Raw genomic sequence first — 11,274 nt, 5'->3', positions numbered from 1 at the left:
AAATGAAGTAGGCGAACCTCTCAGTCCGCCTACAGTAGCTCACTCAGTAAACTGAGCGGCTTTTTGATCCCTCAAGGTAAAAAACTTCTCACTTTACTTGGTTTTTATCATAGCACCTCGGAGGAGCACTACGCTTCCCTGGACTCCACCGTATGGACCAGGTTAATTCCGCCATTCCTTCAAGCCGTTTCAAATCCCAGCGTACTCTCAAAGGAATCGTCCGACTGCGTCAGGCCGACACGCTTCGAGGTACCGCGGAGTATTTCCCAAGCAGGAAAACGCTAACACATCAGTACCTCCACCACCCTACCCACTACCCGCTACTTCCTCAGCCTTCGCCTTCTCCTTGGCCTTACGACCGGCTTGCGGAGCAAACCTTTTCCGGAAACTCTTCCTTAGCCTTAGCCTTCTCCTCTGCCTCCTCCTCTGCCCCCCCGCTTAACAAAGCATTGACACCTCCCCCCCATCCCGGGGTTCGCCCGAAGTAGTACCTTTGCCCCAGCCCCGATTAAGGCTATTCTCATTCACGTGATCAGACTACCCGAGATATGACCCTCACCACGCTGTTGATTTACATCTCCATTGCCGCCATCGGCCTGACCGGCGTCACCTACTTTCTGCTGGACAAAAAGGACAACGTCCTGATGAGCCTGCTGCAAAACTTCTGTGGTGCACTCTTCATCTTTTCCGGTTACGTAAAGGCGGTTGACCCCCTCGGCACGGCCTACAAAATGGAGCAGTACTTCGCGGAGTTTGAGGCGACTTTCGCCGACACAGCCATGAGCTTCCTCGCCCCCATTTTCCCGGCCCTGAGCAACCTGGCCGTCGGGTTTTCGGTGTTTATGATCGTACTGGAAATTGCCCTGGGCCTGATGCTCATTCTCGGAGCCCGCAAAAAATTGACGGCCTGGCTATTCTTCCTCATCGTGGCCTTTTTTACCGTCCTGACGGGCTTCACCTTCCTGACGGGCTACGTGCCTAGCGGCGTAAACTTCTTTGCCTTCGGTCAGTGGGGAGAATACCTGGAGAGCAACATGAAGGTTACGGACTGTGGTTGCTTCGGTGACTTCATCAAGCTGGAACCCTACACCAGTTTCCTCAAGGACGTTTTCCTGCTCGTTCCCGCCCTGCTGTTCCTTTTCTACACCAAACAAATGCACGAGCTCTTCACCGAGCGAGCTCGCGACTACGCCGTGCTGGGCCTTTCCGTCGTGGTGCTGATCTACTGCTTCAGTAATTACGCCTGGGACATTCCCGGACAGGATTTCCGTCCCTTCAAGGTGGGCACGGACGTTGCCGCCACCAAGCAGGCCGAAGAAGATGCCGCTGCGTCGGTCCAGACCGTCGGCTATGAACTAATCAATAAGGCCAGCGGCGAATCCGTCGAGCTGACCACGGCAGAATTCCTGAAGGTCTACCAGCAGTACCCCGAAAGCGAGTGGGAATACAACCCCCAGACGACGGAGCCGGCCATCGAGCCCACCAAAATCAGCGACTTTGAAGTGAGCGACGCCGAGGGCTACGACCAGGTGCCCGCACTTCTCGAAGACCCGGGCTACTCCTTCGTAATTGTGGCCTACAAGCTCAAGGGCGAAAGCGGCGACTGGGATGCTGGCTACGTGGAAAAATGGCAGGAAGACATTCAACCCGTGGTGACGGCCGCCCAGGCGGCCGGACATACGGTGATGGCAATGACCAAATTCGCGGACGATGCCTACATCGAAGATTTCCGGAAAACCATCGGCGCCGATTATCCCTTCCACCGGGGTGACGACATCATGCTCAAGACCATCATCCGCTCCAATCCCGGGGTCGTGCTGATGAAGGATGGCGTCATCCTGAACAAATGGCACCACAAGAAGCTGCCCTCCTTTGAGGAGATCAAAGCAGAACATCAGCTGGCTGCTTCCAAGAAGTAGAAAAAAATCCGTTGCTTTGCGTCGCGGAAACGCCGCCACGCTTCCCCCTCACTCTTTTGAAAATTTGTCACCATGCTGAGTCGTCGCAACGTTCGTATCAAGATCATGCAGGTTCTCTACGCTGCCCAGCGGCAGGAATCCAAAGACTTGAAGGCACACGATCGCTTGTTCAGGGACCTCGTAAAGGGATCCTTCCAGCTCTACCTGCAGAATTTACTGATCATCCAGCGAGTGGCAGAATACGCCAAAACGGATCTGGCGACCCGGAACGCCAAATTCCGCCCCACGGCGGAAGACAAGGCCTTCCGTGCCGTTCTGGCCACCAATCCGGCCATCGCCTCCCTATCCGATAATACTGACCTGTCCCGCATCTACGAACGCTACGGCGTCAAGCGGATGATCGACTCCGATCAGATCAAGAACCTCTACCGGGAATTCTCCAAAACGGAGGAGCACCGTGCTTACCTACAGTTGGAAGCGCCCACCAACAAGGAAACCGTTGACCTGCTGCTGAAGCTTTACAAGTGGCTACAGGGGCAGGAACTGTTCCTGAACATGGTCACGGACCACTTCCCGCTCTGGAACGAAGACAAGAGCCTCGTCATCGGCGCCATCAAGAAGACCATCAAGGCCATGCCGCTGGACCAGGACTTCTACCGCACTTACGAAGCGGACTCCGAAGCCGTAGAAGAATTCGGTTTCCCCCTACTCAAATTCGTCGTAGAAGCCGACGGACAATTGCTGGAGCGCATCAAATCCGTGCTCGAAAACTGGGACGCCGATCGGGTCGCCATCATCGACATGATCCTCATCAAGATGGCCCTCGGTGAGTTCACGCAGTTTAAGGACATCCCCAGCACCGTCACCCTCAACGAGTACGTCGACATCTCCAAAAATTACAGTACCGACAAAAGCCGTGAGTTCATCAACGGCGTACTCGACAAACTCCTCGCCGAACTCAAAGCCCAGGGATTGGTGAATTAGGCGTTAGGCTGAAGGATTCAGGACTTAGGATAATTGAATGTGCTTTGGGCGCTGGCGTGTAGTGAAACGGAATAACCTGCTTAGCCGGTACGGGTGCAATGTCTTCCCACATCAGCCAGGAGCACCAAACATCCGGCTCCCCCCAACAGACCAACAGACCAACCTCCCTACATCCACCGCTTCCCCCGCATCGCTTTCTTCTCGCTCTGTCGTTTCTTCCGTTCCAGTCGTTTCCGCTTATTCGCCACGAAGGCTTTCCGCTTCACTTCCTTTGGTTTGGGACGAAGCCCTTTACGAAGTAGTCGCTCCATCCGATCGTAGGCCCGCTTCCGGTTGGTGTGTTGGCTTCTGCTGGATTGGTCCACCACCGAAATGATGCCGTTGGCATCAATCCGTTTACGCAAATTCTGCTTCAGCAGGGCTTTCTCCCGGTCGGACAACCCCCTACTCCCCACCACGTCAAAAACCAGCTCCACTTTCGTCTCGGTTTTGTTCACGTGCTGCCCCCCCGCGCCACTGGCGCGGGACGTACGGATTAGCAGTTCAGATTTCGTGGTTTTCCAGTTCATAATGGCATCGGGGTATACCAATGAAAGGTTCCATTGGGTACGATTGTTCGTCAATGGAGTTGGAGGCGGGAAAGTTCCGACAAAGGCTGAGGCTGAGGCTGAGGCTGAGGCTGAGGCTGAGGCTGAGGCTGAGGCTGAGGCTGAGGCTGAGGAAGTTATTTTCTGAGCGTAGGATTTCGCTCCCTTCCAAGTCACTTTTGAAAAAAAGTCCTGCTAATATTCTTTTTTGATAACCTCAATCATCCTTCCCAAGATCTTTTTAAAATTCGATTGATCATCGGTCCAGAGCACGCAGGTTGATGATTCAGAATCTCCTTTCAGAACTTCTAGCAGCTGAGGTTCTGTTTCATGGATTTGTTTCTGAACATGTCTTCCCACTGATTTCCGTCCATACCCCCGCTTTCCCTAAAGAGGTCAAATTGAACCTGATAGGAGAGCATTTCTTCTCCTTTGTACTGAACTTGGTCAACTACGATAATTAGCGGCTCAAAAGATTCATCTTCCCAGTACCCCTCCTGCCTTACAATGGATTCTAAATCCTGAGGGAACGCAAATTCCTCAACGGACTTTATTTTCATTCCTACTGCCAATTAATTTTGATCCTGTATTGGTTTTTATTTCCGCTGCACTATGGTCAGGTCGTGTACGTTGCCCATACATACAAACCGAATCAAATTAGTTCCCCAATGTAATGATTGCAATTTCATCTCATTTGTGAATTTAAATTCTATTTCCTCTCCCCGATAGGATTCGTCTTGGGTAACTTCTATCACGGGCGTAACTTCAATAATTGCTTCTGGTCTTTCCGCTTTGTCAGTATTCGGCCTTGGATTTGAATCAACACTCGGCCTTGTTAACAATCGCTGAGACAGGTGGATATTTTTGATTGATGGCCTCCAATGATTGTCATTTAACAGCTCGCCCTTAATGGTATATCTAATTAGCGATAAATTATTGAATAGGTTCAATTCACCTTCTACGACTTCGACTTTAAAAGAGTCAACCCTCAAAGATTCTTGGTAAGTCCACCATCCAATGTCTCCGGTCACCGGAATTTCCACGATTGGCTCCCTAGGTTCTCCCTTAATAAAGGGATGAAGCAATCCGGGTAAAATTAAATAACATGCTCCTACTAAGCATAGTCCTCCTAGTACTATCCAGAAAAAGGATTTCAAATTTGGTCTCATGTAAGCTAGATGCCCCCAAACATTATATAGATGTATCAGGATCAGAACCTATTCCATAGCCACTTTAGTGTAGATGAATCGTACTGCCAAACGATTCAGGACCAACAAAAACCAATGCATTTTGCCATTGATGCCGCATAACAGAGGGCTCGCTGAGCTGACTGCCTAAGATTCCTCCCGAGCAGATCACCCGCTACCACCTTAGCCTTAGCCTTAGCCTTAGCCTGTTCATCAGCCTCTCAAGGAAACTAACCGCTACCCGCTCAGCTTAAGCCTCCCCCCATAAAAAAATTCACCAAAAAAATCCCCCCTTCACCAACGCCCACTCACCATCCCGCCGTCTAACCGGTGAACATCGGGTTCCGGACCCCACCAAACTAAAAAAACATGCAACGCATTTATTCCTTGCTGCCCCTATTGGCGCTGATGCTGGTCTTTACCGGCTGTATCGAAGAAAAGTGTGAGGAACTACGCGAATTCACGGGCTTTGAGCCCGTCTTCGTCACCGCCGATGACTGGCGGGCCTCCTCCTTCATCTGCGGCATCCCCGAGCCCATCTGTGAAGCCACGAGCTTCTACGTTTACCAGGATTACCTCTTCATGGTCGAGGCCAACCGCGGCCTGCACATCCTGGACAACAGCGACGCCTCCAACCCCACCCCCATTACCTTCATGCAGGTTCCCGGCGGTCAGGGCCTGGCCGTACGCAACGACATCCTCTACATCAATCAGTACACCGACCTGGTGGCCTTTGACCTGAGCAACCCCGAATTACCCGAATTGGTGGGCCGGACCGAAGACGTCTTTGAACCCTACAGCGTATTCGCCCAGGTGCTGCCCGGCGACCAGTTCGTCTCCGACTGGCTGCCCACCAACGAAAGCCGCGTCGTTGACTGCCAATCGGCCAACTTCGGCCTGGATTTCTTCTTTGAGGGTGGCATCGGCTTTGCCCGCGATGAATCGGTCCTGTTCGCTAACGCCAATTCCGTCGCCGGAGCCGATTTTGCCGGTCAAAACGGCGGATCTGGGGAAACCGTCGGTCAGGGCGGTAGTCTGGCCCGCTTCACCATTACTCAGGGCAATCTATACGCGGTGGATGATTCCCGCCTGAAGGCCTTCTCGCTGGCCGACCCCACGGCCCCCGTTTTCACCGCCAACATCGAACTCGGCTGGGGCGTGGAAACCATTTTCCCCACCGCCGACAAACTTTTCATCGGCACCACCACCGGCATGCACATCTACGGTCTGGATGATCCCCTGAACCCTGAACACCTGAGTACCTTCGAACACGTGCTTGCCTGTGACCCCGTAGTGGTTAGTGGCGACCTGGCCTACGTAACCCTCTGGGGTGGCCGCGATTGCGGTAGCGTGGGCGACCAGCTGGAAATCATCGACGTGAGCGACCCGCGGAACCCCGAATCCGTTCAGATCACCCCGATGTCCAACAGCCACGGCCTCTCGGTTGCCGAAGGCAAGCTCTTCCTCTGCTCGACCTGGGAAGGCCTTAAGGTCTTTGACCTGGACGACGAGGGCCTCCTGGGCGAAGAGCTCTCCGTGGCCACGGACATCAACGCCCGTGACGTCATCGTCCTCCCCCACAAAAACGAGGCCATCGTTCTGGGATACTTCCAGGAAGGTATCCAACAGTACCAATACACCGACGATGGTCAGCTGACCCCCACGAGCCGCATCAGCGTTTGTCAGGAGTAAAACCTAGTGTCCCTCCGTGGAATAATCCCATGAAAAACCACGGAGGGCACTTATTTTACCGACAACCAAAACCTTTTCCATGCGCTTCGTGCTCGTTTCTTTCTTCTCCCTCTTTTTCGCCTTGTCCATTGGGGCACAGCCCCGGGCGGATGAGTACATCGACGTGGTCTTCCTCCGCGGCGGGAACTCCGTGGAAGGAACGCTGATTGAATACGCTTATGGAAAATCGGTGACCCTCGTAACGGAGGGCGGCGATACCGAGACCTTCGCCTGGAAAGATATTCGTCGGGTAAACTTCCGGCTCGATAAGCGCCGATTGGAAGAAATCCGCGACGACATCCGGGAGGAACTGGCCGAGATCGAGGCCGAAGAGGAGCAAGCAACGGAAGCCCCCGAAGTGATCAACCGCAAATTCTTGCACCAGGTCACCGGCTTCATTGCGCTGGGCCAAAACCCTTCCGGGTTCCGGGGGCGCAACGTCACCACCATCGGCGGCGGAGTAGCCTATCACCTGTACAGACAAACGAAGGTGCTCAATTTTGGCGTCGGCGTGGACGTCACGATGATGAGTCACTTCCGGCGCGAAAACATCCTGGCCCTGACCGGCCAGATTGAATACCCTCTTTCCCGTAAGGCTCACCGCATCACCCCCTTTTTGCGGGCTGAGGTAGGACCGGCCATTCCCTTCGGTACTCCGGAAGCAGACGAAGAAATATCCCAGCGCAACGTTTCGGCGCTCATTCACCCTTCCGTGGGCATTCACTTTGCCCCGAGTGGGGGGAAAACCGGCGGCGTGACCGTGGATTTGGGATACCGATTTATGGACGCAAGTTTTACCATCACCAACTCCTCTCTGGACGTCATTGAGCGCACGGTTAACTACCGTCGCCTGTGCTTGCGGGGAGGGCTAAGATTTTAACTGAACTCGCCTTGGCGCAGTACGAAGACGAACGACAACTCGTGGAAGCCTGCCTGCGGAAAGACCGCAGGGCCCAGGAGGCTTTTTACCGGCGCTTTGCGCCGGCCGCCCTCGTCATTTGTCGCCGTTACGCTTCCGACCGGGATGAGGCCATGGCCATCCTCAACGGCGGCATGCTCAAGGTCTTTCAGAAACTCAACACCTTCCGCTGGGAAGGCAGCCTGGAAGGCTGGGTAAAGCGCCTGGTATTTCACGCCTCCATCGACCAGTTCCGCGGCAATCGCCAACGACCGACGATGGAGATCGTGGACTGGGATAAACCCACCGAAGCCAGTGCCACCCATTCGCTCTACGCGGAGGATCTCTGCCGCATGATTGACCTGCTGCCCGAAACGAGCAAGGAAGTCTTCTGGCTCTTTGCCGTGGAAGGGTATAACCACGCCGAAATTGCCCACCGCCTTGACTTCAGCGAAGGCAACAGTCGGTGGCACCTGAACAAAGCAAGACAAATCCTGAGGGAAAAATTACAAGCAGCCCCCTTTAAATCTAACCGATATGCCGGATAACCTTAACCAGGAATGGACTGATGATGCTGCCTTCTGGGACGAAGCCTGGTCGGATATGTCGGCACGGCTGGACCAGACCGAGCGCAAACGCGCCCTGGGCTGGTGGCGATCCCTCGGACTGGCCCTCCTGCTCCTACTGCCCCTCTTCATTTTCCTGCAGTCACGCGGGCAATCGAACGACACGCCCGCCCTGGCTCCCAATCCCGCCACCGAAACCCCGGCTGATGAGACCATCGTCAGCACCGCTCCGGCAACGGCACCCCTTGCCGGTGAACACCTCGAATCCGCCCCTACAACGCCCGAAGCCCCAAGTACCCCCGAAACGCCTATTCGCCCCCCCGCTCTTCCCCCCGCAACGCCCGTACGGTCTGCCGGGGAAACTCCCCTGAGCACGCCTTCCGTTACGACTCCCGTCGCCACCGCAACTGTCCCGGAAGCGATCGCCGAGCGCGCACCACTTGATGCTCCCCCCGTCGCTAAGGAATCGCTGGACGCAAACGAGCCGGAGCAACCCGTACCCGTACGGACCGTTCCCGACGCCCTTCCGTTGATTGATGCCGAGGTTGTGGAAAGCCTCCACTGGGAGGATCCGCGGGAGCTGCCGGGAGTGATTGCCTCCCGCAAAACGCTGCGGCGGAACGCCCTGGAGGTGGAAGCCGGGCTCAACACTGGCGGAATCCCCGATTTCGGCGGAGAATTTGCGGGCCTGCGGTACGCTATCCCGCTCTCCGATAAACTCTCGCTTCCCGTTGGCCTGCGCTACCAGCACCATAACTGGAGAATTTCGGGTCTGGACAACGACGTCAGTTTCGAACAGGTAGCCGACCCCGGGAATCCCGACCGGATGGACGCCGAAGCTTTCCTCAATACCCTGTCGCTCGCGGCCCTGGACCGGGTCATTACCAATCAGATTACCCTAAGAACCGGACTGGAGTACCGTGCCGGCAAACGATTCACCCTTTTTGGTGGAACGGGAATTCACTATTTCCTCTCCGGCCGTGGCCCCGCTGCGGACGACAACGGGTTGCGACTCGTTGACCTGGCCTTTGACCGGGGGAACAGCAACCAGGACGCACTGGCCTTCAACGGCGGCAGCACTTCCGGCGAGGATCGCGCGCCGGCGCGGGCCAATTCTTTTGGTCTGGGCGTTTACGCCGGCGCGGGTTACCGAATCGGTAATCGCTGGACGGTATTCAGCGAGTTCACCCTGCTCACCACCCCGATTTACCGCGGGCAACCCGCCAGCGTAGAACGCAGTCGCCTGGGCCTGGGCATTCGCTACCGCATCAGATAGATTTGGGCGCGGCCGCAGGTGCCCGGCAATCCCGCAAGGAGCCGAGCCAACCGGTGATTACCCGCCAACTTTGCTCCTCCCCATCCTGCCTGGCACCCGCCCGCCGGGGCCCTCGACCCATCGATAAAACTCTGGACAAAAACATTCCTTTTACCATAACTCCTTGCCGCACCTCCTCCCTCCGAGACGACCTGCCCCGCCTTGCGCAAAAACAATTCTACCGTCCCTGCCGTTAGGCGGCAAACGGTAGGCATGTCCCAAAAATTTCAACGCGTTCGACTGATTCTCGGCGACCAACTCAACGCCGGGCATTCCTGGTTTTCGACGGTGGACCAGCAGACCGTCTACTGCCTGTTTGAGACCTGGAGTGAGGCGACCTACGCCCGCCACCACGTGCAGAAAATTACGGGCTTCTTCCTGGCCATGCGTGCCTTCCGGGATCACCTGGAATCAGCGGGGCATACCGTGATCTACCGCGACCTGGACGACACCCGGGAGCTTCAACTGGCCAGCATCGCGGAAAATCTACTGGACGTAGCCGAGGAAGTCAGCGCCGACACCATCGAGTACCAGCTCCCCGACGAATACCGCCTGGACGAACTGCTCAAGGACCTCGCCGCAGACTTCTCGGGAACCGTCACCGCCGTGGACAGCGAACATTTCCTCAGTGAGCGCGACACCGTGGAGGAGCTCTTCCGCGGCAAGAAGACCTACCTCATGGAAACCTTCTACCGTGAAATGAGACGGCGCCACAACGTCATGCTCGACGAGATGGGAGAACCCCTCGGCGGACAGTGGAACTACGACCAGGAGAATCGTGGCAGCCTGCCCAAAGACATCGAATTCCCGTCGGCGGTATCCTTCGAGCGTGACGCTACCGAAATCGTGGAGCTGCTGGAGCGACACGCCGTGCCCACGATGGGAAGGATGGAGGGCAACGTCTTTACTTTCCCCGTTACCCGCGCAGCATGCCGGAAAGCCCTCACCGATTTCGTCAAGAACCGACTACCCCAGTTCGGCACCTACCAGGACGCCATGACGGAGGCCCACCCGCTGCTCTTTCACGCCAACCTGAGCTTCGCGATGAACACCAAGATGCTCCACCCCATGGAGGTCATCCGGGCGGCCATCCGGGAATGGGAAGACCGGCCCGAGGAAATTTCCATCAATCAGGTGGAGGGCTTCGTCCGTCAGATTCTCGGGTGGCGGGAATACATGCGCGGCGTATACTGGGCCAAAATGCCGGGCTTTGCCGTGGATAACCACCTGGAGCACGACGGCAAACTCCCCGACTGGTACTGGACCGGCGACACCAAGATGAACTGCCTGTCGCACGCCATCGGGCAGAGCCTGGACCTCGCCTACGCCCACCACATTCAGCGCCTGATGGTGACCGGCAACTTCGCCCTCATCCTCGGGGTTCATCCCGATGAGGTCGACGCCTGGTACCTCGGCGTCTACATCGACGCCATTGAATGGGTCGAAATCACCAATACCCGCGGCATGAGCCAACGGGCCGACGGTGGCCTGGTGGCCACCAAACCCTACTGCAGCAGCGCCAACTACATCAACAAGATGAGCGACTACTGCAAGAACTGCCACTACCACCACAAGAAGAAAACGGAGGCGGACGCCTGTCCCTTCAACAGCCTGTACTGGGACTTCCTGGACCGCCACCGGGAGCGCTTCAGTAACAACTTCCGGATGGCCTTTATGTACAAAACCTGGGACCGGAACGACTCCGAGAAGAAGGCCGCCATTCTGGAAAGGGCCCAGTGGATCAAGGAGCACCGCGACGAACTGTAGGGGGATAATGTCGTTGGTCGATGTTAGTCAACAACCTGATGAAATAGTCGTCCATCCATAACTCCTGCTTATAAAGAGGAGAAATGATTAGGGTGACTGGAGTTTCCTTTCTCCGTCTGGTCAGCCGGACAAGCCCGAGAGGAAACCCAATCGGTTAGGGACAACCTAGAAACTTGCCGCAAAAGGAAATAAGCTAATTGATCTTGTCCAATTTTTCCCTTTTTGATGGCGTGGTCGCCTTTCGGCGAAAGACGACACCAGGTATTTGCTCTGCCCTGACCAAAAGAAATAATTAGCGGGCGTCGTTATCTTGGCGCAAC

The 11,274-nt window shown here is 55.7% G+C and carries 10 protein-coding genes; 7 read left to right on the top strand and 3 right to left on the bottom strand.

Features of this window, described 5'->3' with window-relative positions:
• The first annotated feature begins 548 nt into the window (after positions 1 to 548).
• On the top strand, positions 549 to 1,919 hold the full coding sequence (locus tag E1J53_RS23110; protein WP_134274759.1) for a DoxX family protein: 1,371 nt from the start codon (positions 549 to 551) through the stop codon (positions 1,917 to 1,919).
• A gap of 72 nt (positions 1,920 to 1,991) precedes the next feature.
• Positions 1,992 to 2,903 (top strand): transcription antitermination protein NusB, encoded by a 912-nt coding sequence (locus E1J53_RS23105; RefSeq protein ID WP_134274760.1) that lies wholly within the window; start codon positions 1,992 to 1,994, stop codon positions 2,901 to 2,903.
• A 167-nt stretch (positions 2,904 to 3,070) separates the two neighbouring features.
• On the opposite strand, the gene arfB is transcribed toward E1J53_RS23105, so the two are convergent.
• The 3 genes from arfB to E1J53_RS23090 form a co-directional block, all read right to left on the bottom strand.
• A complete protein-coding gene (arfB, locus tag E1J53_RS23100) occupies positions 3,071 to 3,472 on the bottom strand; it encodes an alternative ribosome rescue aminoacyl-tRNA hydrolase ArfB (protein WP_134274761.1) in 402 nt (133 codons plus the stop codon).
• A gap of 326 nt (positions 3,473 to 3,798) precedes the next feature.
• The gene (locus tag E1J53_RS23095; RefSeq protein WP_134274763.1) at positions 3,799 to 4,050 is read right to left on the bottom strand and encodes a hypothetical protein; all 252 of its coding nucleotides are present in this window, start codon (positions 4,048 to 4,050) and stop codon (positions 3,799 to 3,801) included.
• A gap of 36 nt (positions 4,051 to 4,086) precedes the next feature.
• Entirely contained in the window at positions 4,087 to 4,659 is a 573-nt protein-coding gene (locus tag E1J53_RS23090) for a hypothetical protein (protein WP_134274764.1), read from the bottom strand.
• A 387-nt stretch (positions 4,660 to 5,046) separates the two neighbouring features.
• On the opposite strand from E1J53_RS23090, the gene E1J53_RS23085 reads away from it, so the two are divergent.
• The 5 genes from E1J53_RS23085 to E1J53_RS23065 all read left to right on the top strand — a co-directional run bounded on the left by E1J53_RS23085 (position 5,047) and on the right by E1J53_RS23065 (position 10,954).
• On the top strand, positions 5,047 to 6,369 hold the full coding sequence (locus tag E1J53_RS23085; RefSeq protein WP_134274765.1) for an LVIVD repeat-containing protein: 1,323 nt from the start codon (positions 5,047 to 5,049) through the stop codon (positions 6,367 to 6,369).
• 79 nt (positions 6,370 to 6,448) lie between these two features.
• A complete protein-coding gene (locus tag E1J53_RS23080; RefSeq protein ID WP_134274766.1) occupies positions 6,449 to 7,288 on the top strand; it encodes a hypothetical protein in 840 nt (279 codons plus the stop codon).
• 11 nt (positions 7,289 to 7,299) lie between these two features.
• Positions 7,300 to 7,854, top strand: coding sequence for an RNA polymerase sigma factor (locus E1J53_RS23075; protein ID WP_134274767.1), 555 nt, complete (start codon positions 7,300 to 7,302; stop codon positions 7,852 to 7,854).
• Positions 7,844 to 9,148, top strand: a complete 1,305-nt coding sequence (locus tag E1J53_RS23070; protein WP_134274768.1) for a hypothetical protein — start codon at positions 7,844 to 7,846, stop codon at positions 9,146 to 9,148. The genes E1J53_RS23075 and E1J53_RS23070 overlap by 11 nt, the downstream gene beginning before the upstream one ends.
• A gap of 252 nt (positions 9,149 to 9,400) precedes the next feature.
• Positions 9,401 to 10,954, top strand: a complete 1,554-nt coding sequence (locus E1J53_RS23065; RefSeq protein WP_134274769.1) for a cryptochrome/photolyase family protein — start codon at positions 9,401 to 9,403, stop codon at positions 10,952 to 10,954.
• Positions 10,955 to 11,274: the final 320 nt, after the last annotated feature.

Origin of the sequence: Lewinella sp. W8 (assembly GCF_004375085.3) — a bacterium.
In the GTDB taxonomy this organism is placed as follows: domain Bacteria; phylum Bacteroidota; class Bacteroidia; order Chitinophagales; family Saprospiraceae; genus Neolewinella.
This window is presented reverse-complemented; position numbering and strand designations above follow the sequence as displayed.

What these genes read in the sequence shown, in the direction of transcription:
- E1J53_RS23070 (WP_134274768.1), top strand. Translation starts at nt 7,844, where the DNA reads ATGCCGGATAACCTTAACCAGGAATGGACTGATGATGCTGCCTTCTGG.
- E1J53_RS23105 (WP_134274760.1), top strand. Translation starts at nt 1,992, where the DNA reads ATGCTGAGTCGTCGCAACGTTCGTATCAAGATCATGCAGGTTCTCTAC.
- E1J53_RS23110 (WP_134274759.1), top strand. Translation starts at nt 549, where the DNA reads ATGACCCTCACCACGCTGTTGATTTACATCTCCATTGCCGCCATCGGC.
- E1J53_RS23090 (WP_134274764.1), bottom strand. Translation starts at nt 4,659, where the DNA reads ATGAGACCAAATTTGAAATCCTTTTTCTGGATAGTACTAGGAGGACTA.
- E1J53_RS23080 (WP_134274766.1), top strand. Translation starts at nt 6,449, where the DNA reads ATGCGCTTCGTGCTCGTTTCTTTCTTCTCCCTCTTTTTCGCCTTGTCC.
- E1J53_RS23065 (WP_134274769.1), top strand. Translation starts at nt 9,401, where the DNA reads ATGTCCCAAAAATTTCAACGCGTTCGACTGATTCTCGGCGACCAACTC.
- arfB (WP_134274761.1), bottom strand. Translation starts at nt 3,472, where the DNA reads ATGAACTGGAAAACCACGAAATCTGAACTGCTAATCCGTACGTCCCGC.
- E1J53_RS23095 (WP_134274763.1), bottom strand. Translation starts at nt 4,050, where the DNA reads ATGAAAATAAAGTCCGTTGAGGAATTTGCGTTCCCTCAGGATTTAGAA.
- E1J53_RS23085 (WP_134274765.1), top strand. Translation starts at nt 5,047, where the DNA reads ATGCAACGCATTTATTCCTTGCTGCCCCTATTGGCGCTGATGCTGGTC.